The sequence below is a fragment of the Streptomyces sp. NPDC040405 genome, assembly GCF_055595765.1.
On the sequence record NZ_JBVIVI010000002.1, the window covers coordinates 1,390,217 to 1,415,346 of the forward strand.

General features: G+C 72.6%; 22 protein-coding genes. 18 read left to right on the plus strand and 4 right to left on the minus strand.

Features of this window, described 5'->3' with window-relative positions; genetic code table 11:
• Positions 1–48: 48 nt before the first annotated feature.
• From recG to mutM, 8 genes are all read left to right on the plus strand, one after another.
• On the plus strand, positions 49–2,262 hold the full coding sequence (gene recG, locus ACZ59A_RS13530; RefSeq protein ID WP_470957509.1) for an ATP-dependent DNA helicase RecG: 2,214 nt from the start codon (positions 49–51) through the stop codon (positions 2,260–2,262).
• Positions 2,263–2,413: 151 nt separating this feature from the next.
• Positions 2,414–3,001 (plus strand): 16S rRNA (guanine(966)-N(2))-methyltransferase RsmD, encoded by a 588-nt coding sequence (gene rsmD, locus ACZ59A_RS13535; RefSeq protein ID WP_468042267.1) that lies wholly within the window; start codon positions 2,414–2,416, stop codon positions 2,999–3,001.
• A complete protein-coding gene (coaD, locus tag ACZ59A_RS13540; RefSeq protein WP_470957512.1) occupies positions 2,998–3,507 on the plus strand; it encodes a pantetheine-phosphate adenylyltransferase in 510 nt (169 codons plus the stop codon). Before rsmD ends, coaD begins: the two co-directional genes overlap by 4 nt.
• A gap of 117 nt (positions 3,508–3,624) precedes the next feature.
• The gene (locus tag ACZ59A_RS13545) at positions 3,625–4,773 is read left to right on the plus strand and encodes a cell division initiation protein (protein ID WP_468042271.1); all 1,149 of its coding nucleotides are present in this window, start codon (positions 3,625–3,627) and stop codon (positions 4,771–4,773) included.
• 86 nt (positions 4,774–4,859) lie between these two features.
• The gene (locus ACZ59A_RS13550) at positions 4,860–5,522 is read left to right on the plus strand and encodes a YceD family protein (protein ID WP_470957515.1); all 663 of its coding nucleotides are present in this window, start codon (positions 4,860–4,862) and stop codon (positions 5,520–5,522) included.
• 2 nt (positions 5,523–5,524) lie between these two features.
• Positions 5,525–5,698, plus strand: a complete 174-nt coding sequence (gene rpmF, locus ACZ59A_RS13555; protein WP_009714764.1) for a 50S ribosomal protein L32 — start codon at positions 5,525–5,527, stop codon at positions 5,696–5,698.
• A gap of 19 nt (positions 5,699–5,717) precedes the next feature.
• Positions 5,718–6,647 (plus strand): ribonuclease III, encoded by a 930-nt coding sequence (gene rnc, locus ACZ59A_RS13560; RefSeq protein WP_470957518.1) that lies wholly within the window; start codon positions 5,718–5,720, stop codon positions 6,645–6,647.
• A 66-nt stretch (positions 6,648–6,713) separates the two neighbouring features.
• A complete protein-coding gene (mutM, locus tag ACZ59A_RS13565) occupies positions 6,714–7,604 on the plus strand; it encodes a bifunctional DNA-formamidopyrimidine glycosylase/DNA-(apurinic or apyrimidinic site) lyase (RefSeq protein ID WP_470957521.1) in 891 nt (296 codons plus the stop codon).
• Here mutM and ACZ59A_RS13570 read toward each other — a convergent pair.
• Positions 7,556–7,996 (minus strand): winged helix-turn-helix transcriptional regulator, encoded by a 441-nt coding sequence (locus ACZ59A_RS13570; RefSeq protein WP_470957524.1) that lies wholly within the window; start codon positions 7,994–7,996, stop codon positions 7,556–7,558. The genes mutM and ACZ59A_RS13570 overlap by 49 nt on opposite strands.
• Positions 7,997–8,061: 65 nt before the next feature.
• Entirely contained in the window at positions 8,062–8,952 is an 891-nt protein-coding gene (locus ACZ59A_RS13575) for a CAP domain-containing protein (protein WP_470957527.1), read from the minus strand.
• A 156-nt stretch (positions 8,953–9,108) separates the two neighbouring features.
• Here ACZ59A_RS13575 and ACZ59A_RS13580 point away from each other — a divergent pair, with 156 nt between their 5' ends.
• The 4 genes from ACZ59A_RS13580 to ACZ59A_RS13595 all read left to right on the plus strand — a co-directional run bounded on the left by ACZ59A_RS13580 (position 9,109) and on the right by ACZ59A_RS13595 (position 16,195).
• On the plus strand, positions 9,109–9,390 hold the full coding sequence (locus tag ACZ59A_RS13580; protein ID WP_468042281.1) for an acylphosphatase: 282 nt from the start codon (positions 9,109–9,111) through the stop codon (positions 9,388–9,390).
• A 386-nt stretch (positions 9,391–9,776) separates the two neighbouring features.
• Positions 9,777–9,983 carry a hypothetical protein gene (locus ACZ59A_RS13585; RefSeq protein ID WP_358621148.1) on the plus strand — a complete coding sequence of 69 codons (207 nt, stop codon included), beginning with the start codon at positions 9,777–9,779 and terminating at the stop codon, positions 9,981–9,983.
• A gap of 239 nt (positions 9,984–10,222) precedes the next feature.
• Positions 10,223–14,572 carry an AAA family ATPase gene (locus ACZ59A_RS13590; RefSeq protein ID WP_470957530.1) on the plus strand — a complete coding sequence of 1,450 codons (4,350 nt, stop codon included), beginning with the start codon at positions 10,223–10,225 and terminating at the stop codon, positions 14,570–14,572.
• A 204-nt stretch (positions 14,573–14,776) separates the two neighbouring features.
• Positions 14,777–16,195 (plus strand): sugar porter family MFS transporter, encoded by a 1,419-nt coding sequence (locus tag ACZ59A_RS13595; protein ID WP_470957534.1) that lies wholly within the window; start codon positions 14,777–14,779, stop codon positions 16,193–16,195.
• Positions 16,196–16,239: 44 nt separating this feature from the next.
• On the opposite strand, the gene ACZ59A_RS13600 is transcribed toward ACZ59A_RS13595, so the two are convergent.
• On the minus strand, positions 16,240–17,226 hold the full coding sequence (locus ACZ59A_RS13600; protein WP_470957536.1) for an LLM class flavin-dependent oxidoreductase: 987 nt from the start codon (positions 17,224–17,226) through the stop codon (positions 16,240–16,242).
• 211 nt (positions 17,227–17,437) lie between these two features.
• Between ACZ59A_RS13600 and ACZ59A_RS13605 the strand changes: the two genes are divergently transcribed.
• From ACZ59A_RS13605 to ftsY, 5 genes are all read left to right on the plus strand, one after another.
• Positions 17,438–17,830, plus strand: a complete 393-nt coding sequence (locus tag ACZ59A_RS13605) for a hypothetical protein (protein WP_470957539.1) — start codon at positions 17,438–17,440, stop codon at positions 17,828–17,830.
• 129 nt (positions 17,831–17,959) lie between these two features.
• Positions 17,960–18,238 (plus strand): hypothetical protein, encoded by a 279-nt coding sequence (locus ACZ59A_RS13610; RefSeq protein ID WP_470957542.1) that lies wholly within the window; start codon positions 17,960–17,962, stop codon positions 18,236–18,238.
• Position 18,239: 1 nt separating this feature from the next.
• The gene (locus ACZ59A_RS13615; RefSeq protein WP_468042293.1) at positions 18,240–20,384 is read left to right on the plus strand and encodes a sensor histidine kinase; all 2,145 of its coding nucleotides are present in this window, start codon (positions 18,240–18,242) and stop codon (positions 20,382–20,384) included.
• Positions 20,381–21,049, plus strand: coding sequence for a response regulator (locus tag ACZ59A_RS13620; protein ID WP_470957545.1), 669 nt, complete (start codon positions 20,381–20,383; stop codon positions 21,047–21,049). The genes ACZ59A_RS13615 and ACZ59A_RS13620 overlap by 4 nt, the downstream gene beginning before the upstream one ends.
• A gap of 68 nt (positions 21,050–21,117) precedes the next feature.
• Positions 21,118–22,344, plus strand: a complete 1,227-nt coding sequence (gene ftsY / locus ACZ59A_RS13625) for a signal recognition particle-docking protein FtsY (RefSeq protein ID WP_470957547.1) — start codon at positions 21,118–21,120, stop codon at positions 22,342–22,344.
• Positions 22,345–22,449: 105 nt separating this feature from the next.
• Here ftsY and ACZ59A_RS13630 read toward each other — a convergent pair whose 3' ends face one another.
• Entirely contained in the window at positions 22,450–23,121 is a 672-nt protein-coding gene (locus ACZ59A_RS13630) for a bifunctional DNA primase/polymerase (RefSeq protein WP_470957550.1), read from the minus strand.
• A gap of 443 nt (positions 23,122–23,564) precedes the next feature.
• Between ACZ59A_RS13630 and nsdA the strand changes: the two genes are divergently transcribed.
• A complete protein-coding gene (nsdA, locus tag ACZ59A_RS13635; protein WP_470957553.1) occupies positions 23,565–25,067 on the plus strand; it encodes a transcriptional repressor NsdA in 1,503 nt (500 codons plus the stop codon).
• Positions 25,068–25,130 lie beyond the last annotated feature (63 nt).

The window sequence follows — 25,130 nt, forward strand, 5'->3', positions numbered from 1 at the left end:
TGGGCACGACCCCGTGAATGGCCCCGCTTGTCGGTGGCGTGGTGTGCAATGGACTGCGTGCCCGTGCTGGATGAACCCCTGAAGAAGGTCCTCGGCGGCAACACCGCGAAGGTGATGGCCGAGCACCTCGGCCTGCAGACGGTCGGCGACCTGCTGCACCACTACCCGCGGCGGTACGCGGAGCGCGGCGAGCTGACACGCCTGGCCGATCTGCCGCTGGACGAGCATGTGACCGTCGTCGCGCAGGTCGCGGACGCCCGGGTGCACAAGTTCAACAGCGGCCGGGGCCAGCGGCTGGAGGTCACCATCACCGACGGCAGCGGCCGCCTCCAGCTCGTCTTCTTCGGCAAGGGCGTCCACAAGCCGCGATCGGAGCTGCTGCCCGGCAGCCGCGCCATGTTCGCCGGGAAGGTCTCGGTCTTCAACCACAAGCGGCAGCTGGCCCACCCCGAGTTCAAGCTGCTGCGCCCGGACAGCGGCTCGGACGCCGTGGAGGCGTTCGCCAACCAGCTGCTGCCGCTCTACCCGGCCTGCAAGCAGATGGAGTCCTGGCAGATCCAGCAGGCGGTCGACACCGTCCTGGGCCCGCCGGGCCAGGAGGACACCGTGCTGGCCGGGCTGATCGATCCGCTGCCCGAGAGCCTCCGCGAGGGCCGCGGTCTGGACACGCTGCCCGAGGCGCTGCGCCGGATCCACCGCCCGCGCACCAAGGCCGACATCGCCGGGGCGCGCGACCGGCTCAAGTGGGACGAGGCGTTCGTCCTCCAGGTCGCCCTGGCCCGGCGCCGCCAGGCCGACGCGACGGCACCCGCCGCACCCCGCAGGCCGGTGAAGGGCGGTCTGCTGGACGCCTTCGACGCCCGGCTGCCGTTCACCCTCACCGACGGCCAGCAGCGGGTCAGCGCCGAGATCTTCGCCGAGCTGGCCACCGACCACCCCATGCACCGGCTGCTCCAGGGCGAAGTGGGCTCCGGGAAGACGATGGTCGCGCTGCGCGCCATGCTCGGGGTCGTCGACGCCGGGGGACAGGCGGCGATGCTCGCGCCGACCGAGGTCCTCGCCCAGCAGCACCACCGGTCGGTCACCGAGATGATGGGGGAGCTGGCCGAGGGCGGCATGCTGGGCGGCGCCGAGCAGGGCACCAAGGTCGTGCTGCTCACCGGCTCCATGGGCGCCGCGGCGCGCCGCCAGGCGCTGCTGGACCTGGTCACCGGCGAGGCCGGGATCGTGATCGGCACCCATGCCCTCATCGAGGACAAGGTCCAGTTCCACGATCTGGGCCTGGTGGTCGTCGACGAGCAGCACCGCTTCGGTGTCGAGCAGCGCGACGCCCTGCGTTCCAAGGGCAAGCAGCCCCCGCATCTGCTGGTGATGACGGCCACCCCGATTCCGCGGACCGTCGCGATGACCGTCTTCGGCGACCTGGAGACGTCCGTACTGGACCAGCTGCCGGCCGGCCGTTCCCCGATCGCCTCCCATGTGGTGCCCGCCAAGGACAAGCCGCACTTCCTGGCCCGGACCTGGGAGCGGGTGCGGGAGGAGGTGGCGGGCGGACACCAGGCGTATGTGGTGTGCCCGCGCATCGGGGACGACGAGGACGAGGCGAAGGCGGCGAAGGAGAAGACGGCCGAGGACGAGGCGGAGAAGCGCCCGCCGCTCGCGGTCCTCGACGTCGCCGACCAGCTCGCCGCGGGCCCGCTGCGCGACCTGCGGGTGGAGGTGCTGCACGGCCGGATGGCGCCGGAGGCCAAGGACGAGGTGATGCGCCGCTTCGCCGCGGGCGGGGTGGACGTGCTGGTCGCCACGACCGTCATCGAGGTGGGCGTCAACGTCCCCAACGCCACCGCCATGGTGATCATGGATGCCGACCGGTTCGGCGTCTCCCAGCTGCACCAGCTGCGCGGCCGGGTCGGACGTGGCTCGGCCCCGGGGCTGTGCCTGCTGGTGACCGAGATGCCCGAGGCGAGCCCCGCCCGGGGGCGGCTCGGCGCGGTCGCGGCCACGCTCGACGGCTTCGAGCTGTCCCGGATCGACCTGGAGCAGCGCCGGGAGGGCGATGTCCTCGGCCAGGCCCAGTCCGGCGTCCGTTCCTCGCTGCGGGTGCTCGCCGTCATCGACGACGAGGAGGTCATCGCCGCCGCCCGGGAGGAGGCCACCGCGATCGTCACGGCCGACCCCGAGCTGACCGGCTACCCGGAGCTGCGCACCGCGCTGGACGCCCTGCTGGACAAGGAGCGGGAGGAATTCCTCGACAAGGGATGAGCCCCCGGCGCCCGGCGGGGTCCCGCGCGGCGCCGGACGCCATATCGTGGAGGGGCAGCGGCCCGGCGTACCGAGCAGGCCGCTGCTCCGACCACCGAGACGATCACCGCGAAGACCACCGCGACGACCACCGTGAAGGACTGCCTCACCCATGACCCGCGTGATCGCCGGAGCGGCAGGCGGACGCCGCCTGGCCGTGCCGCCGGGAAACGGCACCCGACCCACCTCGGACCGGGCGCGCGAGGGCCTGTTCTCCACCTGGGAGTCGCTGCTCGGCTCGCTGAGCGGGGCCCGGGTCCTCGATCTGTACGGCGGCTCGGGCGCGGTCGGCCTGGAGGCGCTGTCCCGGGGCGCGGCCCATGTGCTGCTGGTCGAGTCGGATCCGCGCGCCGCCCGCACCATCCGGGAGAACGTCCGGGCGCTGGGGCTGCCCGGCGTGGAGCTGCGGACCGCGAAGGCCGAAGCGACCATTGACGGACAGCCTCCGGCCACCGGCCCGTACGACGTCGTTTTTCTGGATCCGCCCTATGTGGTCGGCGACGACGATCTGCGCGAGATCCTGCTCACACTCCGTGGCAAAGGCTGGCTCGCACCCGATGCGCTGGCCACCGTGGAGCGCAGCACCAGAGGCGGGGAGTTCGGGTGGCCGGCCGGTTTCGAGGGGCTACGGTCCCGTCGCTACGGCGAGGGCACCCTTTGGTACGGTCGCGCCGCCTCGACGTGCGACAACGCGTCATGACCGGACCCGAGAGCGAGGAACTTCCGTTGCGCCGCGCAGTCTGTCCGGGGTCCTTCGACCCCGTCACCAATGGGCACCTGGACATCATCGGCCGAGCCTCCAAGCTGTACGACGTCGTCCACGTCGCCGTGATGATCAACAAGTCCAAGCAAGGGCTGTTCACGGTGGAGGAGCGGATGGATCTGCTCCGCCAGACCACCGCCGAGTACGGCAACGTGGAGGTGGAGTCCTTCCACGGCCTGCTCGTGGACTTCTGCAAGCAGCGCGACATCCCCGCCATCGTCAAGGGGCTGCGGGCCGTCAGCGACTTCGACTACGAGTTGCAGATGGCCCAGATGAACAACGGCCTGTCGGGGGTGGAAACCCTCTTCGTGCCCACCAACCCCACCTACAGCTTCCTCTCCTCCAGCCTGGTCAAGGAGGTCGCGGCCTGGGGCGGCGACATCTCCCATCTGGTGCCGCCGCTCGTCCTGGAAGCACTGGGCGACCGGCTCCGGCGGAAGTGACCGCGGGCTGACCGCGGGCCGGGACTGACGGCGCGTCAGCGGGTGTCGGGCAGGCGCCCGCTGGCCGTACAGTCGGTCCCGTCTCATCCCTTTCGACTCAGACTGCGAGCACCCAAGGTGGACGTGCAGAAGAAGCTCGACGAGATCGTGAGCGCCGTCGGCAGCGCCCGGGCCATGCCCATGTCGGCCTCGTGCGTGGTCAACCGCGCCGACCTGCTCGCCATGCTCGAAGAGGTGCGCGCCGCGCTCCCCGACTCCCTCGCCCATGCCGAGGAGCTGATCGGCGGGCGGGACCGGATGGTGGACGACGCCCGCCAGGAGGCGACGCGGATCATCGAGTCCGCGCACGCCGAGCGCGCCCAGCTGATCTCGGGGACCGAGGTGGCCCGCACGTCCCAGGAGGAGGCCGACCGGATCCTGGGGGAGGCCCGCCGGGAGGCCGAGGAGATCCGCGCCGAGGCCGATGACTACGTCGACAGCAAGCTCGCCAACTTCGAGGTCGTGCTGACCAAGACCATCGGTTCGGTGGACCGCGGCCGCGACAAGCTGCTCGGCCGTGCGCCCGGCGGCGACGGCATGGACGACGAGCCGGAGCGCAGCGCCGACCCGCACACCCTGCGGCAGCGCGCCGACGAATACGTGGACACCAAGCTGGGGGCCGTCTCCGCAGTCCTCGGCAAGACCCTGGAGGCGGTCGGCCGGGGCAGGCAGAAGCTGCTCGGCTCCCGTCCGGCCGATGAGCTGGGCGCGCATATGGCCGCCCAGGACGCGACCGCCCAGGCCCTGCGGACCAGCGACGACGACTACTACGCGGAGCTGGCCCAGGCCCAGGGCGGCGCCGTACAGCCCGCGCCCGTGCAGCCGCCCGTCGTCCAGCCCGCCGCCATCCAGCCCGCGGCCGTGCAGCCCGGCGCCGTCGAGCCCGCCGCGATGGACCCCGCGGCGGCCGACGCCGGGTACTACGCCGCCACCGCGGGCTACCCCCAGCAGGACGCGTACGGCTATCAGCAGCAGGGTTACGTCCAGCAGCAGGACCCGTACGCCCAGCAGGCCGGATATCCGCAGCAGGACGCCTACGGCTGGCAGCAGCAGCCCCAGGGCTACGACCCGAACGCGTACGACCCGAACGGCTACGCCCAGCAGCAGGTCCCGCAGCAGCCCCCGTACCCCCCGCAGCAGCCGGGGGCGGCGCTCGACGAGACCAGCCTGTTCGACACGAGCATGATCGACCTCGATCAGCTGCGCCAGTACGAGCAGGGGCGCTAGCCCGATTGGGCCTGGAGCGGCCCGTCCAGTATCCTGGCTCTTCGGTCGCGAGTACGTCCGCGATCTCGGCTGCCCGCTTCAAGTCCATGCCGGGCGGCCCGCCGCAGCGTAGAAAGCAGGAAGCCCTGAACGCCCGCCTCGACCACCGTGCCCCCCTCGTGTTCGACACACGCGAGCTGGGGCGGCGTCCTGGTGCGCTGAAGAGGCTCTCCCGCTCCGTGGCGGCCCCCAAGGACCTCGGTATCGAGGTCGTCGGGGTGCCGGAGGGCGCGACCGTGGAGCTGGAGCTCCGTCTGGAGTCGGTCATGGAAGGGGTGCTTGTCACAGGCACCGCCCGTGCACCGCTCAAGGGGGAGTGCGTAAGGTGTCTGGAGCCGCTGGAGCGAGAGCTCGAAGTGGACTTCCAGGAGATGTACTCCTACCCCGACGCCGACGACCGGAGCCGCGACGCGGACACCGGCGACGACGCCGAGGAGGAGGACACTCTCTTCCTCGAGGCCGACCTGTTCGACCTCGAGCCCGTGCTGCGCGACGCGGTGGTGCTCTCACTGCCGCTGCAGCCGGTGTGCCGGGAGGACTGCCCGGGGCTGTGTGCCGATTGTGGTGCGCGGCTCGTGGACGACCCGGACCACCACCACGAAGCCGTCGACATCCGTTGGGCGGCATTGCAGGGACTCGCCGGGTCCATTCAGGACGGCGAGAAGGACAACGCCCCCCGCCAGCGCGGGGATGACCCACAGGAGAAGTAGCCGTGGCTGTTCCGAAGCGGAAGATGTCGCGCAGCAACACGCGCCACCGCCGGTCGCAGTGGAAGGCTGCGGTCCCCACCCTGGTGGCGTGCGAGCGCTGCCACGAGCCGAAGCAGCAGCACATCGCGTGCCCGAGCTGCGGCACCTACAACCGCCGCCAGGTCCTCGAGGTCTGATCGGCGGGTGACAGGCTCTATGTCGGACGCCAGCACGCCGTCCCGCAAGCGCGCGGGTGAACCTCGCGGAGGTCATCAGCGCGGCGGCGATACGGCACAGGCGGACAAGGCCTCGTCCCACACGATCCTGGAAGGGCGGCTCGGGTATCAACTCGAGTCCGCCCTTCTGGTGCGTGCACTGACCCATCGCTCCTTCGCGTACGAGAACGGCGGGCTGCCCACCAACGAGCGGCTGGAATTCCTCGGGGATTCCGTGCTCGGCCTGGTGGTCACCGACACGCTGTACCGCATCCACCCGGATCTGCCCGAAGGCCAGCTGGCCAAGCTGCGGGCCGCGGTGGTCAACTCTCGCGCGCTCGCCGAGGTGGGCCGGGGTCTGGATCTCGGCGCCTTCATCCGGCTCGGCCGGGGCGAAGAGGGCACCGGGGGCAGGGACAAGGCATCCATTCTCGCCGACACCCTGGAAGCGGTGATCGGCGCTGTCTATCTCGACCGGGGACTCGACGCCGCCGCCGAACTGGTGCACCGGCTCTTCGACCCGTTGATCGAGAAGTCCTCGAACCTCGGCGCCGGCCTGGACTGGAAGACCAGTCTCCAGGAGCTGACCGCCACCGAGGGTCTTGGCGTTCCGGAGTACCTGGTCTCCGAGACCGGGCCCGACCACGAGAAGACCTTCACGGCTGCTGCCCGCGTCGGTGGTGTCGCGTACGGCACCGGCACCGGCCGCAGCAAGAAGGAAGCCGAGCAGCAGGCGGCCGAGGCCGCCTGGCGCGCGATCCGCGCGGCCGCCGACGAGGCCCAGACGAAGGCCGAGGCGGAGGCCGAAGCGGCTGCCGAGGCCGAGGCGGAGGCAGCGGCGGAAGCCGAGGCGGAGGCCGAAGCGGCCGCCGCCGAAGGCGCCGAGGCCACGAGCGTCCCGGCCGCGGACTCGGCCACTACCACCCGTTAGACGCCGCCCCGGCCCCGGTCACCGACCGGGGCCGGAGTGCCGGTGATCCCTCCTTCAGGAGTCACGTTGCCCGAGCTGCCCGAGGTCGAGGTGGTCCGGCGTGGTCTGGAGCGCTGGATCAGCGGCCGTACGGTCGACGAGGTCCAGGTGCTGCACCCCCGCGCGGTCCGCCGCCATCTGGGCGGCGCGGAGGACTTCGCGGCCCGTCTGAAGGGCCGCCGCACCGGGGCGGTCCGCCGCCGCGGCAAGTATCTGTGGCTGCCGTTCGAGGACACCGCCGAAGCGGTGCTGGCCCACCTCGGCATGAGCGGCCAGCTGCTCGTCCAGCCCGGCGACGCCCCGGACGAGAAGCATCTGCGCATCCGGGTCCGGTTCGCCGACGAGGTGGGCACCGAGCTGCGCTTCGTCGACCAGCGCACTTTCGGCGGGCTCTCGCTGCACGGCTCCGTCCCCGACGATCCGGAGGGGCTGCCGGACGCCATCGCGCACATCGCCCGCGACCCGCTGGACCCCGCCTTCGACGAGGCGGCCTTCCACCTCGCGCTGCGCCGCCGCCGTACCACCGTCAAGCGCGCCCTGCTGGACCAGTCGCTGATCAGCGGCGTCGGCAACATCTACGCCGACGAGGCGCTGTGGCGCGCCCGGCTGCACTACGACCGGCCGACCGCCACCCTCACCCGGCCGCACTCCATCGAACTCCTCGGCCATGTGCGGGATGTCATGAGCGCGGCACTGGCGGTGGGCGGCACCAGCTTCGACAGCCTCTACGTCAACGTGAACGGCGAGTCGGGCTACTTCGAGCGCTCCCTCGACGCGTACGGCCGGGAGGACGAGCCGTGCCGCCGCTGCGGCACCGCCATGCGCCGTCGCCCCTGGATGAACCGCTCCAGCTACTTCTGCCCGCGCTGTCAGCGCCCGCCGCGCCCCGCCGGGGCCTCGGCGCTCCGCCGCTCGTAAGCCTCCCGGGCCGCCAGCACCTCCGGCATCCGCTCCTCGACCAGGCCGATCAGCGCGAGCAGCCGCTCGGCGACCGCATGCCCCAGCGGGGTGAGCCGGTAGTCCACGCGCGGCGGATTGACCGGCTGGGCCTCGCGGTGCACCAGCCCGTCCCGCTCCAGCGCGTGCAGCGTCTGGGACAGCATCTTCTCGCTGACCCCGTCGACCCGCCGCCGCAGCTCGTTGAAGCGGCAGCCGCTCTCGTACAGCGCGGTCAGGGTGAGGCCGCCCCACTTGCCGGTGATGTGCTCCAGCGTGGCGCGGGACGGACAGGCGCGCGCGAACACGTCGAAGGCCAGGTCCCCGGCGGTGTCCTCCGCCGGGTGGCTCGCGGCGGTGCGTTCACATTCCATGCACACACCATACGCGCAGCGCTCTCTTCCGGATCGCGCTGTCGTCCGGTGAGCGCTCTCTGTGGCTAGTAGCCGAAGTCCTGGGTCCACCAGGGGCCGTCGTCGCCGAAGTGCGCGCCGACGCCGAGTGTCTTGTACTGGCAGTTGAGGATGTTCGCGCGATGGTCGGGGCTGTCCATCCACGAGTCCATCACGTCCTGCGCGGTGGACTGGCCGCGGCCGATGTTCTCCCCGCCCAGGTCCAGGATGCCCGCGAGCTTGGCGCGGTCCCAGGGGTCCGCGCCGTCCGGGCTGGTGTGGTCGAAGAAGTCGCGTATCGCCATGTCGTCGCTGAAGTCCTGCGCCAGCTGGGCGAGTTTCCGGTCCTCGGTCACCGGCTGGCAGCCGGCCGAGGCCCGCTCCTGGTTCACCAGTGCGATGACGGCCTTCTCGGCCGCCGCCGCCCGGTCGGGCTTCTCCGGCGGAAGGCTGGGCACCGGGTCGGTCGTGGGGGTGCGGGACGGAGTGGACGAGCCCGAGCCGCCACCGTCGGAGGAGGAGCCGCCGGGCTTGCTGCCGGACGGGCGCTCGGACGGCGTCGTGGACGGCGTTCCGGCGGGTGTGGACGGCGTAGCGGAGGGGGTCGTGGACGGGGCCTGCGGGCTGCTTCCGCCGGGGTTCGCCGAGGTCCCGGCGCCGCTCGACGGGAAGCCGGTGCCCGGGTCCTGGGTGTCGGGGCCGGTGCCGGGCGAGCCACCGGCCTGCACCTGCCCGGCGGGCTCACTGCCGCCGAGGCCCGCGGGGCCCGGCAATAAGCCGGAGGCCATGGCCACGGCGCCGACCGCGACGGCGGCGGACACACTCAACAGCCCGGTCCTCACCGGTGCGAGAGGGCTACGGCGCGGTCCCCGGTGGCGTCCGGCGCCCACCTCGGGCGGCGTCGCGGTTCCGGGGGCAGATCGTCGATGGCGGCCCATCTCCTGCCTTCCTTATGTGCGAGGGAGTCAAATGTGTGGCTTGTGTGGGCAACTCATGTGTCACTCGTGTGAGTGAGTCTCGTTGAGCCGGGACTGTACGCCATGCGGCAGGAGGTGGATGTGCCGAGGCGCCAATTAGCCGGTTAGCGTGCACACATGAACGACAACGTGCGCCTCACCGCGTGGGTCCGCGGCCGCGTCCAGGGCGTCGGCTTCCGATGGTTCACCCGGGCCAACGCGCTGCGCATCGGAGACCTCGCGGGCTTCGCCTCCAACCTCGCCGACGGCCGCGTACAGGTCGTCGCGGAGGGCCCGCGTACGGGGTGCGAACAGCTGCTCGACTGGTTGCGGGAGGGCGACACGCCCGGGCGGGTCGACGGTGTCACCGAGATCTGGGACACACCGCGGGGCGGTTACGACAGCTTCGAGATCCGCTGAGCGAGCCCCCGCGGGACCCCCGTTCGGCCCTCTTCGGGCACCCTTCTGACCACGGCTTCCGTGCGCGCTGTGAGCAGAAATCGGCTGATGGTTGCGAATGGCGCCGCTCCGTGGAAGGCTGCGGAGCGTAGGAAGATCCCCAACCGCAACGGGTCCTCTGGAGAGCGGGCGGCGCGGCCGCTGCCCCTTGGTACTCTCGCCCCTCGCGGTGTCGGTGGCATGTGATCGTGTTGACCCTCAAACCAATTGGTGAGACTCTGGAAGTCCCCGCGCACCTTAACTTGTCCGCCACCTCAGCACGGCAATATCGGCGGACATCGCGGGTGCGAATCCCTCACGACCCACCACCGCTTCGGTCGGTCACTCATTGTGGAGGACCATCCATCATGGCAAAGGCGCTTCTCGGTTACGTCGGCGGCTCCGACCCCCGAGTCCTCGCCGAGATGCGACGGCTTCAGCAGCGCGTTCAGGATCTTGAATCCGAGCTGGTTCGGATTCAGGCCGAGAACGACTCGCTGTCCGCCGCCGCTCGTCACGGCGACTCGCTGCTCGACAGCATCGACGTACCCCAGGCGGAGCCTGCGCTCGCCTGACCCAGCCCTCGGGCCGGTCGGGCTGAACCGTCAGCCGCTTGAGAATCTTCAAGGGACGCCTCGGCGTCCCTTCGTCGTTCCCCCCGTGTACCTTCGGCTTTCCCTTACCGACTGATGTGCCCCACCCCTTCCCCGGTGAAACCGATCATTGAGGAAAGCGGGAAAAACCCGGGGCCGGTCCGTGGCGCCACGCGCTCGGGACGCTGCCGGAGCAGGCCCGGAAGGTAGAGTCCAACGGCGTGCACCTGAAGAGCCTGACCTTGCGAGGCTTCAAGTCCTTCGCCTCTGCCACGACGCTCCGCTTCGAGCCGGGTATCACCTGCGTCGTCGGCCCCAACGGTTCGGGCAAGTCCAATGTCGTGGACGCACTGTCCTGGGTCATGGGCGAACAGGGTGCCAAGTCGCTGCGCGGCGGCAAGATGGAGGACGTCATCTTCGCCGGGACCACCGGCCGTCCTCCGCTCGGCCGCGCCGAGGTCTCGCTGACCATCGACAACGCCGACGGCGCGCTGCCCATCGACTACGCCGAAGTCACCATCACGCGGATCATGTTCCGCAACGGCGGCAGCGAGTACCAGCTCAACGGCGACACCTGCCGTCTGCTGGACATCCAGGAACTGCTGTCCGACTCCGGCATCGGCCGCGAGATGCACGTCATCGTCGGTCAGGGCCAGCTCGACGGCGTCCTGCACGCCGACCCGACCGGCCGCCGGGCCTTCATCGAGGAGGCCGCGGGCGTCCTCAAGCACCGCAGACGCAAGGAGAAGGCGCTGCGGAAGCTGGACGCGATGCAGGCCAACCTGGCCCGGGTCCAGGACCTCACCGATGAGCTGCGTCGGCAGCTCAAACCCCTCGGCCGGCAGGCCGCGGTCGCCCGCCGGGCCGCCGTCATCCAGGCCGATCTGCGCGACGCCCGGCTGCGGCTGCTCGCCGACGACCTGGTCACCCTGCGCGAGGCGCTGAGCGCCGAGGTCGCCGACGAGGCCGAGCTGAAGAAGCGCAAGGAGGCCACGGAGGCCGAGCTGCGCACCGCGCAGCAGCGCGAGGCCGCCAAGGAGGAGCAGGTGCGGCAGCTGGCACCGCGGCTGCGCGACGCCCAGCAGACCTGGTACGAGCTGTCCCAGCTCGCCGAGCGGGTGCGCGGCACGGTCAGCCTGGCCGACGCCCGGGTCAAGAGCGCCACCACCGCCCCCGCCGAGGAGCGGCGCGGCCGGGACCCGGAGGACATGGAGCGCGAGGCCGCCCGCGTCCGGGAACAGGAAGCCGAGCTGGAGGCCGCCTTGGAGGCGGCCAGCCGCGCCCTCGACGACACGGTCGCGCACCGCGCGGACCTCGAACGGAGCCTGGCAGAGGAGGAGCGTCGGCTGAAGGACGTGGCCCGCGCCATCGCCGACCGCCGCGAAGGGCTCGCCCGGCTACAGGGCCAGGTCAACGCCGCCCGCGGCCGCGCCGCTTCGGCCCGCGCCGAGATCGAACGGCTGGCCGCCGCCCGCGACGAGGCCCGGTCCCGGGCCACGGCCGCGCAGGAGGAGTACGAACAGCTCAAGGCCGAGGTCGACGGACTGGACGCGGACGACGCGGAGTTGGCGGAACACCATGAGGCCGCCAAGCGGGAGCTGTCCGAGGCGGAGACGGCGCTGAGCGCGGCTCGCGAGGCCGCCACCGCCGCCGAACGGGACCGCGCAGCGACCGCCGCCCGGCACGACGCGCTGGCGCTCGGCCTGCGCCGCAAGGACGGTACGGGCGCGCTGATGGCCGCGGCCGACCGCCTCACCGGCCTGCTCGGCCCGGCCGCCGAACTGCTGACCGTCAGCCCCGGCTTCGAGGTCCCGGTCGCCGCGGCCCTGGGCGCGGCCGCCGACGCGATCGCCGTCACCGACCCCACGGCCGCCGCCGAGGCGATCCGCCTCCTCCGTACCGAAGACGCGGGCCGCGCCACGCTTCTCCCCAGCCGGACCCTCGACGGCCCGGCGCCCGCCGATTCCGGCGAGCGGCCGGGACACGGCGCGGCCGTCCCCGGCACCCGGGCGCCCGCCGCCGACCAGGTCCATCCGGCGCCGGGCACGGGACGGGCCGCCCACGGGGTCCCGGACACGCGGGCGCCCGCCGCCGACGTGGCCACCGGGGTTCCTGCGGACCCGGGGCCGCACTCCGGTACGGGACGGGGTGGCGCCCACGGGGAGTCGGGCGGCGCTGATGCGGTGGTGCCGGGCACGCGGGAGCCTGCTGTCGATCAGGTCAGCGGCGTCCCCACGGCCGAGGGGGACCGGGCACACGCGGCGGATCCGGAAGGGGACGGCGGCGAGGAACGGGGCCCGCTGCCCGTCCCTGGGGCGGCTACCGGCGGCTCTGGCGCGGCAGGGGCAGCCGGTGCCGCCGGTACAACGGACGGCCCGGCAGGCCCGCCCTCGGGCGGCGCGGTGCGGGGCACGCGGACGCCTTCCGCAGCGGATGGCGCCCCGCCTCCTGACGCCGCTCGCGCAGTGGCGTCCGCTGCCGGTGAGGCACCCGGCATTCCCGCGGACGCGGGGGGCCTGCTGCCGGACGCGCGTTCCGCGGACGCGGGGGTTCGGAACCGGGTGGCGCCCGACGGTGCGGCCCCGGGCTTTTCGGCCGCACAGGAGGCCACGGCCGTGACCGCCGACGGGAACGGGCCGTCGGCTCACCCCGCCGTGCCGCGTGGCGGACACGGCCCGGAGACCGGGGGCGTGGTTGCTGCCGAGGAAACGGATCGGCGGGAGGTGCCCGTGCGGGTGCCGCAGCCCGCCGGGACCGGCGCCGCCGGGGGGCCGCCGCGGGTGGGGGAGTTGGTGGACGGGCCCGCCGGGCTGGTGGGGGCCGTGCGGCGGCTGCTCGACGGCATGGTGGCGGTCCGCACGCTGGAGGAGGCCGAGGAGCTCGTCCGGGCTCACCCCGAGGTGACCGCGGTGACCGCCGACGGCGATCTGCTCGGGGCGCACTTCGCGCAGGGCGGCTCGGCCGGGGCGCCCAGCCTGCTGGAGGTGCAGGCGTCGGTCGACGAGGCGGCGGCGGAGCTGGAGGAGCTGGCCGTACGGTGCGAGGAGCTGGCCGGGGCGCAGCGTGCGGCGGGGGAGCGGCGTACCGAGTGCGTGGCGCTGGTGGACGAGCTGGCGGCCCGGCGCAGCGCGGCCGACCGGGAGAAGTCGCAGGTCGCGCAGTCCCTCGGGCGGCTGTCGGGGCAGGCGCGGGGCGCGGCGGGGGAGGCGGAGCGGTCGGCCGCGGCCGCCGCCCGGGCCGAGGAGGCGTTGGAGAAGGCGACCGAGGAGGCCGAGGAGCTGGCCGAGCGGCTGGCGGTGGCCGAGGAGCAGCCGGGGGAGGAGGAGCCGGACACCTCCGTACGGGACCGGCTCGCCGCGGACGGCGCCAACGCCCGGCAGACCGAGATGGAGGCGCGGCTCCAGGCCCGTACGCATGAGGAGCGCGTGAAGGGGCTCGCGGGGCGGGCCGACGCGCTCGACCGGGGCGCGCGCGCCGAGCGCGAGGCGCGGGCGCGCGCTGAACAGCGCCGCGCGCGGCTGCGCCACGAGGCGCAGGTGGCGTCGGCGGTGGCGGCCGGTACCCGGCAGCTGCTCGCCCACGTGGAGGTGTCGCTCGTACGGGCGGCAGAGGAGCGGGACGCGGCCGAGCAGGCCAAGGCGACGCGCGAACGCGAGCTGGAGACCGCGCGCAACCGGGGCCGTGACCTCAAGGGCGAGCTGGACAAGCTGACCGATTCGGTGCACCGGGGCGAGGTGCTGGGTGCCGAGAAGCGGATGCGGATCGAGCAGCTGGAGTCGAAGGCGCTGGAGGAGCTGGGCGTGGAACCGGCCGGGCTGATCGCCGAGTACGGCCCCGACCAGCTCGTACCGCCGTCCCCGCCCGCCGAGGGCGAGGAGCTTCCCGAGGACCCCGAGCACCCGCGCAACCGGCCGGTGCGGTACGTCCGGGCGCAGCAGGAGAAGCGGCTGAGGGCCGCCGAGCGGGCGTACCAGCAGCTCGGCAAGGTCAACCCGCTGGCGCTGGAGGAGTTCGCGGCGCTGGAGGAGCGGCATCAGTTCCTGAGCGAGCAGCTGGAGGACCTGAAGAAGACGCGGGCGGACCTCCTCCAGGTGGTCAAGGAGGTCGACGAGCGGGTCGAGCAGGTGTTCACGGAGGCGTACCGGGACACCGCGCGCGAGTTCGAGGGGGTCTTCTCGCGGCTCTTCCCGGGCGGCGAGGGGCGGTTGGTGCTCACCGACCCGGACAACATGCTGACCACGGGCGTGGACGTGGAGGCCCGGCCGCCGGGCAAGAAGGTCAAGCGGCTGTCCCTGCTGTCCGGTGGGGAGCGCTCGCTGACGGCCGTGGCGCTGCTGGTGTCGATCTTCAAGGCGCGGCCGAGTCCGTTCTATGTGATGGACGAGGTCGAGGCGGCGCTGGACGATACCAATCTGCAGCGGCTGATCCGGATCATGGAGGAGCTGCAGGAGTCGTCCCAGCTGATCGTGATCACTCACCAGAAGCGGACGATGGAGGTCGCGGACGCGCTGTACGGCGTCTCGATGCAGGGCGACGGGGTGTCGAAAGTCATTAGTCAACGCCTGCGGTGACCGCTTCAATACTTGAAGTCAATGGTGCAAAGGGTGCGGCGTAACTTCTTGGTCTCCCCCTATTGACTTCGAAACTTGAAGGAATAGTCTCTGCAACGTCGCTTTTACCTTTAAGTGGTGGCCGACCCCCACGGCTCCGCCTCCACCGGAAGGGTCTGCCCCCCACGTCCGGCAGCGTTGCCGGACGGGCCACAGGAGTTCACGTTGTCCACCACCGTGCAGGCACAGGGGTCCGAAGGCCGCAAGGCCAAGCCGGACCATCTCGGCCATGTCATCTTCATCACCGCTGCCGCCGCGATGGGCGGCTTTCTCTTCGGCTACGACAGCTCGGTGATCAACGGAGCGGTCGAGGCCATCCGCGGCCGGTACGACATCGGGTCCGCGGCCCTCGCCCAGGTCGTCGCCATCGCGCTGATCGGTTCGGCGATCGGCGCGGCCACCGCGGGCCGGATAGCCGACCGGATCGGCCGGATCCGCGTCATGCAGATCGCCGCCGTGCTGTTCACCGTCAGCGCGGTCGGCTCGGCGCTCCCCTTCGCCCTGTGGGACCTGGCCATGTGGCGGGTGCTCGGCGGCATCGGCATCGGCATGGCGTCCGTGATCGGCCCGGCCTACATCGCCGAGGTCGCCCCGCCCGCGTACCGCGGCCGGCTCGCCTCCTTCCAGCAGGCCGCGATCGTCATCGGCATCGCCGTCTCCCAGCTCGTCAACTGGGGCATCCTCAACCTCGCCGACGGCGACCAGCGCGGCAAGATCGCCGGTCTGGAAGCCTGGCAGTGGATGCTCGGCGTGATGGTCATCCCGGCCGTCGTGTACGGGCTGCTCTCCTTCGCCATCCCCGAGTCCCCCCGCTTCCTGATCTCGGTGGGCCGGATCGACCGCGCCAAGGAGGTCCTGCGGGAGGTCGAGGGCAAGACCGTCGACCTCGACGTCCGGGCGGACGAGATCGAGCAGGCGATGCGCAGCGAGCACAAGTCCACCTTCAAGGACCTGCTCGGCGGCCGGTTCGGGCTGCTGCCGGTCGTCTGGATCGGTGTCGGGCTCTCGGTCTTCCAGCAGCTCGTCGGCATCAACGTGGCGTTCTACTACTCCTCGACGCTGTGGCAGTCCGTCGGCGTCGACCCGAGCAGCTCGTTCTTCTACTCCTTCACCACGTCGATCATCAACATCCTCGGCACCGTGATCGCGATGATCTTCGTCGACAGGATCGGCCGTAAGCCGCTCGCCCTCATCGGCTCGATCGGCATGGCGATCTCGCTCGCCCTGGTGGCCTGGGCGTTCTCCGCGGATCTGGTGGACGGCAAGCTTCCGCACACCCAGGGCGTCGCGGCACTGATCGCGGCCCACGCCTTCGTGCTCTTCTTCGCGCTCTCCTGGGGCGTGGTGGTCTGGGTGCTGCTCGGCGAGATGTTCCCGAACAAGATCCGCGCCGCGGGCCTGGGCGTCGCCGCCTCCGCCCAGTGGATCGCCAACTGGGCCATCACCGCGAGCTTCCCGAGCCTGTCGGAGTGGAACCTGTCGGTGACCTACGTCTTGTACACGGCCTTCGCCGTGCTCTCGATCCCGTTCATCCTCAAGTGGGTGCCGGAGACCAAGGGCAAGGCGTTGGAGGAGATGGGCTAACCCCCCCCGCCGCCCGCTCCTCACTCCAAGAGAACTGCCCCGCCTCACTCCTTGAGGCGGGGCAGCACTCGTTCCGCGAACAGCCGCAGGCACCGCCAGCCCTCCTCGACCGGCATCCCGCCGCACAGCGGATGCAGCACCAGGCTCGCCTGCTCGCCGCCCTGGTGCGCGTACGCCACGCACTCCTCCGGCGTGACGATCCGGTAGACGCCCTCGCGGCGCAGCGCGTCGGCGTCCGCGGCGTGCGAGCGGACCGCCGAGCGCATCGCGCCCGACTGCCAGGACGCGTACGTGCGCGCCTCGTGCAGCAGATGCGCCCCGTACAGCGCCCAGGCCCGGTCCGGGTCCTCGGCGATGTGCAGCAGCGGGGTGACCGCGGCGGGCATCAGGCACCAGCCCTCGGTGCCGTACTCCAGCCGCCGCGCGTGGTAGTACCCCTCCAGCTCCGGCAGATGAGCGCTCGGGAAGAACGGCAGGCCCAGCCGGGCCGCGCGGCGGGCGGCGGCCTTCGAGCTGCCGCCGACCAGCAGCAGCGGATGCGGCCGGGTGTACGGGCGCGGGGTGACCCGCACCGTACGGCCCCGGTACGCGAACGGCTCGCCCGTCCATGCCGCGAGCAGGGTCTCCAGCGCCTCGTCCTGGAGCGCGCCGCGCCCCTGCCAGTCCCTGCCGAGCGCCGCGTACTCCTCGGGCCGGTAGCCGATCCCGGCCACCGTGACCAGGCGGCCGCCGCTCACCAGGTCGAGCACCGCGATGTCCTCGGCCAGCCGCAGCGGCTCGTACAGCGGCGTGATCAGGGCGGAGACGGTCACCGTGATCCGGCGGGTGGCGCCGAGCACCGCGCCTGCGAAGGCCAGCGGCGCGGGCAGCCAGTTGTTCGCTGCGCCGTGGTGCTCCTCGGTCTGGACGGTGGAGATGCCCCGTTCGTCGGCGTAGGCGGCCATGTCGACGGCGGCGCGGTACCGCTCGGCCAGCGATCGGGGAGTGGCGGCGGGATCGACGAGGTTCAGGCGTACGACCGTGACGGCCATGGCGGAGGGTCCCCCTTCGTCGCGGGGCGGGCGGGAGCGGGCCACCGGACCGTAGCTGACGGAGCGTCAAATCGCTACGGCGGGGCACCGGACGGCGCGCCGGGCGGAGCCGGGACGGATGACTCATGCGCCTGGGACGCGGGGCGGGCGATCGTCATCCTGGGCCCGGCGAGCCGGGCCCGGCACCGCACCATCACCCGAGGAGGGGCGCATGATCAGCACGGGGGAAACGCTCATCACCACATCCGACATCGACGACCTGGCCGGCCGGGTCCGGCTCAGCGCGGGCGACACCCGGGAACTGGAGGCCGCGAAGGAAGCGCTCTTCGCCGGTGGACTCACCGCCGCCGAGGCACAGCGCGTCCGCCAGCGGCTGATGGTCACCGCACTGCGCCATGGCGGCGACCTCCTCGCCAAGGTGCTCGGCCGGCTCACCCCGCGCGAGACCGCCATGGTGCGCCGCTACGCCCACCGGCTCGCCAACTACCTCGACACGCTGGACATCTGGGCGGCGCAGCCGGTCATGCTCGCCCTGATGCGCTTCGGAATCCCCTACGACGAGGCCGAGTCGATCGCCGTCGCCGTCCTCTTCCAGGTGTGGTGAACCGGAAAGGGTGAACGCGCCACCGGAACGCGGGTGCGGGCGGGTCACCGGTTCGGGTGGGGCATGCCGTCCGCGCTGTTCAGAGCTGGGATGCGGGGTAAGGCTCGGGCGAGTACCAGGAGGTTGAAGATGCGACTTTCCCGAATCCGCGCGACCACGGCGCTCGGCCTGCTCGCGGGAACCGTCATGTGGACCGCCAGCGCCTCGCCCGCCACCGCGTCCGGAGGGGCGGGGTGGCGGGAGGAAGGACACTTCGACACCCAGGGCGCCTGCCGGAAGGCGGGGCAGGCCGGGGTGGAGAGGAGCAGATGGGACGAGTACAAATGCCGCCCCGGCCGCAGCGCCAACTACGTGACGCTGTGGGTCCGGGGCGGCGGCGCGCGGCTCGCCGGTCCGACCGTCGGCTGACATGCGGCACGCCCTTCCGAAAGACCGTGCCGTGCAGGCCGCGGGCGGGGTGTCGGCGCTGTTCGTCGTGGTGCTGGCCGGGTGGCTCGCCGGTCTGCTGCGGGTCGACGACCAGTGGTTCGCCCTGTCCTCCACCCGCCTGCGCGGCACCGCGGCCCTGACCTCGGTGGCCGTGGGCGTCCCGGTCCTCGGCGTCGGCGTCCTGCTGCTCGCCGAGCGGTCCGCCCGGCGCTACGGCGGAGTGCTGCTGGTGGCGGGCGCCCTGTGGCTGCTGCCCTCCGCCGTCGCCGACCTCCTGGGGCCCGCCGGGCTCGGACCGGTCGGCGCCGCGGTGTCCCTGCTGCTCGCGGTGGCCGCCATGGTCTGCCGACCGCTGACCGTCCTGCTGCTGCCGCTGTGGCTCTTCCCCCGAGGCGCCAAGCGGCGCTGGCACTGGTGGGCCATGAGCGCGGCCGCCTCCGCCTACTGGCTCGGATACGCCGCGCTGTGGCTGATCAGCGAGCCGCGGGTCGGCGCGGTCAGCAACCCCGCCTTCCACACCGCGGGCGGCCAATGGGCCTTCGACCACCTCGACACCTACGCGGAGGCGGAGCCCTGGGTGCTGCGCACCGTGGCGGTCGCCGTCACGACCGCCCTGTGCTGCCGCGCCGCCGTCTCCGGCGGCGCCGAGCGCCGCGACTGGGCCCTGCTGGCCGCCGCCTACCCGGCCTGCGTCTCCCTCCTGCTGTCGGAGTGGGGCGAGGGCATGCCCACCATCGCGGCCCGCACCCTCGGCAGCGCGGTCTGGGCGGCCGCCATCTGCCTGGGCGTCGCCCGCACCGGGATCTGGCGGCTCGACCGCTCCACCAGCCACCGGCTCGCCCGCGCCTTCGTCCTCACCTCGCTCGCGGCCGTCGTCGTCTGCGCCGCCGTCGCCGTGCAGGCCGGACTCCCCTCCGTACGCAACGGGACCACCGTCGCCGCCGTCGGCGGCGCCCTGCTGCTGGGCTGGGCCCTGCGGCCGTCCGCCCGCTGGCTCACCCTCCGCGTCGAGCGCGCCTTCTACGGGCCCCGGGCCCGGCCGCACGAAGCCGTCAGCGCCCTGGCCGTACGTCTCCAACAGGCCCCGCACCCCGGCGAGGTGCCCCAGCAGATCTGCCGCAGCGCCGTCGAGGACCTCGGCGTCTCCGGCGCGGCCGTCAGCGTCGACACCCGGGCCGGACCCCGTCGGCTGGCGGACGCCGGGGCGCCGCTCACCGGCCGCGTCCAGACCTACCCGCTGCGCCACCACGGCCGCACCGTCGGCCGCCTCGAAGTCTCCCGCGACGGCTCCGGTACCCCCGCCGAGCGCGACAGCGGGCTGCTGTCCCTCCTCGCCGACCAGGCAGCCCCCGCGCTCGCCGCGCTGCGGCTGGCCGAGGAGGCGCAGGCCGCCCGCGAGCGGCTGGTGCTCGCCCGCGAACAGGAGCGGCGCCGACTGCGCCGGGAGATCCACGACGGCCTCGGACCCCAACTCGCCGCCGTGCGGCTGCGCCTGGACATCGCCCAGACCTCCTGCCCGCCCGGCCACCCGGCCCGTGTCCAGCTCGACGAGGCCGCCGAAACGCTCGCCGAGGCCCTGGTCGAGGTGCGCCGCATTACCGCCGGGCTCGCCCCGGCCGCCCTCGCCGAGCGCGGTCTCGCCGGTGCCGTGCGGGACCTGGCGCGGCGGCTCGGGGTGGACGGGCTGCGGGTGAGCGTGGCCAGCCGTCCCATCGTCCTGCCCCCGCTGTCGCCGGGCGTCGAGACCGCGGCGTACCGGATCGCGGCCGAGTCGCTCACCAACGCCGTACGCCACGCCCGGGCCCGCCAGGTCCGGGTCGAACTGGCCGCCGACCCCGACACCTTCGAAACCCTCGAAATCAAGATCACCGACGATGGCAGCGGACTGCCGGAGACCGCGGTGCGCGGTATCGGGCTGGCCTCGGTCCGGGAGCGGGCCGAGGAGATCGGCGGCTCCTGCTCGGTCACCGGCTCCGCGACCGGCACCGTGGTGCACGCGGTGCTGCCGCTCACCGGACCCGGGGAGAACGAGGACCCGGAAGAACACCTGGAGCACACCGGATGCCGGTCCTGTACGACGCTCATCACCCAGGCCAAGCCCAGGGAGAGGACCCCGGCCCCGTGACCGCACCGGCGGGTGCCGCGCAGTGGCGCGTCCTCCTCGTCGACGACCACCCCCTGTTCCGCGAAGGTCTGGCCGCCGCCGTCAACCTCGACGATGCCTTCACCGTCGTCGGCCAGGCGGCCTGCGCGGACGAGGCGGTCGCCGAGGCCGGGCGCGCCGCACCCGATCTGGTGGTCATGGACCTCGGGCTGCCCGGCCGGTCCGGTCTGGAGGCCACCCGGCGGATCCTGTGCGCCCGCCCCGAGGCGCGGGTGATGGTCATGACGATGTCCGAGGACGACGACAGCCTGCTGGCCGCCGTGCGCGCCGGGGCCCGCGGCTATCTCCTCAAGGGCGCGGGCCGGGACGAGATCCTGCGCGCCCTGCACACCGTGGTGCGCGGCGGCGCCGTCTTCAGCGCGCGCATGGCGGAGCGGCTGGGGGCGCTGCTGGGCGCCTCCGGCGCGGCGTCGGCCAAGGAGGCGTTCCCGACCCTCACCGCGCGCGAACGGGAGGTGCTGGACCTGCTGGCGGGCGGGCTCGGCTACCGCCAGATCGCCCAGCGGCTGGTGGTCACGGACAAGACCGTGCGCAACCACGTCGGGTCGATCTTCGCCAAGCTCCAGGTGCACGACCGGGCCCAGGCGATCGTCCGGGCCCGCGAAGCAGGGCTCGGTGGGGAATGAGCGGCGAATGAGAGGCGAAGGACGAGGCGAATGACTCCCTTGGCCGTGTGTCTGATACTGGGTGGGTTATGGAATTCGTCATCCTTGCTGTAGTCATCGCTGTGGTCGCGCTCGGCGCGATCAGCGGGCTTGTGATCAGCAGCCGCAAGAAGAAGCAGCTGCCCCCGACACCGCCGAGCAGCCCGTCCGTCACCGCGCCGCCCGCCGAACCGCACGTCGGCGAGGAGGCCGAAACCCCGCGCGAGGAGCCGCGCAGAACCATCGAAGAGGTGGACCTGCCCGGCGCCGAGGCGCCGGCCGCGCCCGCGGAGGCCGCCGCCCCCGCGGAGCCGGAGGCCCCGCCGGTCGAGATTCCGGAGCCGACCGCGGGCCGCCTGGTCCGGCTGCGGGCCCGGCTGTCCCGGTCCCAGACCACCCTGGGCAAGGGGCTGCTGACGCTGCTGTCCCGTGAGCACCTCGACGACGACACCTGGGAGGAGATCGAGGACACGCTGCTGACCGCGGACGTCGGCGTCGCCCCGACCCAGGAGCTGGTCGAGCGGCTGCGCGAGCGGGTCAAGGTGCTCGGCACCCGCAGCCCCGAGGAGCTGCGGGGGCTGCTGCGCGAGGAGCTGCTGCACCTCGTCGGCACCGAGGCCGACCGGACCGTGCACACTGAGAGCGGAGTGGGGGCGAACGGCGAGGAGAAGCCGGGCGTCGTCATGGTCGTCGGGGTCAACGGCACCGGCAAGACCACCACCACCGGCAAGCTCGCCCGGGTCCTGGTGGCCGACGGCAAGTCGGTCGTGCTGGGCGCGGCGGACACCTTCCGGGCGGCCGCCGCCGATCAGCTGCAGACCTGGGGCGAGCGGGTCGGCGCCCGTACGGTCCGCGGCCCCGAGGGCGGCGACCCGGCGTCGGTCGGCTTCGACGCGGTGAAGGAGGGCATCGCCGAGTCCGCGGACGTCGTCCTCATCGACACCGCCGGGCGGCTGCACACCAAGACCGGTCTGATGGACGAGCTGGGCAAGGTCAAGCGGGTCGTGGAGAAGCACGGCACGGTGGACGAGGTGCTGCTCGTGCTCGACGCCACCACCGGCCAGAACGGCCTGGTGCAGGCGCGGGTCTTCCGCGAGGTGGTGAACATCACCGGCATCGTGCTCACCAAGCTGGACGGCACCGCCAAGGGCGGCATCGTGGTCGCGGTCCAGCGCGAACTGGGCGTGCCGGTCAAGCTGATCGGGCTGGGCGAGGGCGCGGACGACCTGGCGCCGTTCGAGCCGGAGGCGTTCGTCGACGCGCTGATCGGCGACTGATCCGGTCCCGCGACGTACCGAAACGCCGGACGGGCTTGAATCGATCATCGATTCAAGCCCGTCCGGCGTTTCGGGAAGACCGCTGCGGCGAAGCGCTGCGGGGCGTCAGGCCCCGGCCCGGTGGCTCGCGTAGGCCAGGGTGCCCAGCACCAGGCGGGCGTGCGGTGGCCGCCCCGCCGTGTCGAGGGTCGGCGGGCGCAGCCAGCGCACCGGTCCCAGACCCCCGAGGTCGGAGGGCGGCGCGGTGATGTGGTCGCCCTTCCCTAAGGAGCGCAGATCGAGATCGGCGTCGTCCCAGCCCATGCGGTAGAGCAGCTCGGGGAGTTCGGCGGCGGCCCCTGGCTCGACGAAGAACTGGGCGCGCCCGTGCGGGGTGACGGCCACCGGGCCCAGCGGCAGGCCCATCCGCTCCAGCCGCACCAGGGCGTGCCGCCCCGCGTACTCGGCGACCTCCAGCACGTCGAACGACCGGCCCACGGGCAGCAGGACGGCCGCGCCCGGGACCTCCTCCCACGTCGCCGCGGCGGCGTCGAGCGTGGCGCCTGCTGGCACGCCGGAGGCGAAGCCGAGCGGATGGGCGCCGGGGGCGGGACAGTCGGCCGCACCGCAGGAGCATTCGTTTCTGCTGCCGCCCGCGCCACGCGTGGCCCGGGCGCCCGGCACCACGTCCCAGCCCCACAGCCCGGTGTACTCCGCCACCGTGGTGGACTCGGACGTACGGCCGCGGCGCCGTGAGCCGGACCGCATGTCCCGGATGCCGCCGATCGTGAAGCCCATGCCCCCTCCAACGGGTCGCGCACTGGATGGTTACGAGCCGGAGCGCACTCATGACGCTCCGTCGCCGATGTGGTGCGGCAGGTGGTGTGTCGCGGTGTAACGGGTGGTGCGGAACGGCGCATGCGCCCCGCTGTGCACCTCTTCGCGTTCTTCCGGTCGCCCCGTGTCAAGTGAATCGTGTGAATCGGTGATGGGGTTCATTCGAAGGGGTGGCGAATGGTGGCGTTTTCCCGGTCCACCTCGCGAGAGGCGTGATCGTAGGATTACTTTCGGTGCACGATCCCCGATGGCGAGCACGTGCCCGGTCGCGGTCCGGTACTTGCCACTGGCAAGGGCCGGTTCCCGCGGCGGACGGTTGATGCGCCGTATCGCGGGGACAACTGACCGTGACAGCAGGCATTCTGGTGGCGGTCCGGAAAGATTCGTGGGATGGGGGCGTTCCGGTGGGCGACAGCAGCGGCGGTGCTGACAAGCGACCCAACGCGCAGCTGGGATCGTGGTTCGTGCGCAGCGGCTGGTCCAAGGGGGAGCTGGCCCGCCAAGTGAACCGCAGAGCGCGCCAGTTAGGCGCGCACCACATCAGTACGGACACCTCGCGGGTGCGCCGCTGGCTGGACGGGGAGCAGCCGCGCGAGCCGATCCCGCAGATCCTCTCCGAGCTGTTCTCCGAGCGCTTCGGCTGTGTGGTCGGCATCGAGGACCTGGGGCTGCGCCCCGCCCACCGGTCACCGTCCGTGTCCGGAGTGGATCTTCCCTGGGCCGGTCCCGAGACCGTCGCGCTGATCGGCGAGTTCTCCCGCAGCGACCTCATGCTCGCCCGGCGCGGCTTCCTCGGCACCTCCCTCGCCCTCTCCGCGGGACCCGCCCTCATCGAGCCGATGCAGCGCTGGCTGGTGCCCTCCCCGAGCGGGGGACTGTCCGCCGCGCGCGCGGCGGACAGCGGCCGCTCACGGCGCATCTCCCGGCTCTCCGAGCCGGAGCTGGAGCTGCTGGAGTCCACCATCACGATGTTCCGCGCCTGGGACGCCCAGTGCGGTGGCGGGCTGCGCCGCAAGGCGGTGGTCGGCCAGCTGCACGAGGTCACCGACCTGCTCCAGGAGTCGCACACCGAGGCGGTCTCCAAGCGGCTGTTCAAGGTCGCCGGGGAGCTGGCCGAGCTGGCCGGGTGGATGAGCTACGACATCGGGCTCCAGCCCACCGCCCAGAAGTACTTCGTCCTCGCGCTGCACGCCGCCAAGGAGTCCGGCGACCGGCCGCTCGGCTCGTACGTCCTCTCCAGCATGAGCCGCCAGATGATCCACGTGGGGCGGCCCGACGACGCGCTGGAGCTGATCCACCTCGCGCAGTACGGCAGCCGGGAGAGCGCCACCCCGCGCACCCAGGCCATGCTGTATGCGATGGAGGGCCGGGCGTACGCCAACATGGGCCAGCCCAGCAAGTGCCACCGCGCCGTCAAGATGGCCGAGGACACCTTCGCCGACTGCGCCAAGGGCGACGGCGACCCGGACTGGATCGGCTTCTTCTCCGAGGCCGAGCTGAACGCGGAGAACGCCCACTCCTACCGCGACCTCGCCTATGTCGCGGGCCGCAGCCCCACCTACGCCCAGCTCGCCGACCCGGTGATGCGCAACGCCGTGCGGCTCTTCGGCGAGGAGACCGCCGGGGGTGAGGGCGGGCACCAGCGTTCGTATGCGCTCAACCTGATCGGCATGGCCACCGTCCACCTCCTCCAGAAGCAGCCCGAGCAGTGCGCGGAGATCGCCGGGCAGGCGCTGCCGCTCGCCCAGCGGATCCGCTCGGAGCGGGTGAACAACCGCCTCCGCAAGACCGTGGACACGGCGGTGCGCCACTTCGGGGACGTGCCGGAGGTCGCCGAGCTGAGCGACAAGCTCGTGGCCATGCTGCCCGACTCCCCCGATGAGACGGGCGCCCCCCGGGCCGTCTGAGGCCGCCCGGCAAGGGGTGCCGCACGGTAACGGAGCGGAAGGACTCCTCACCGTCAATTCATC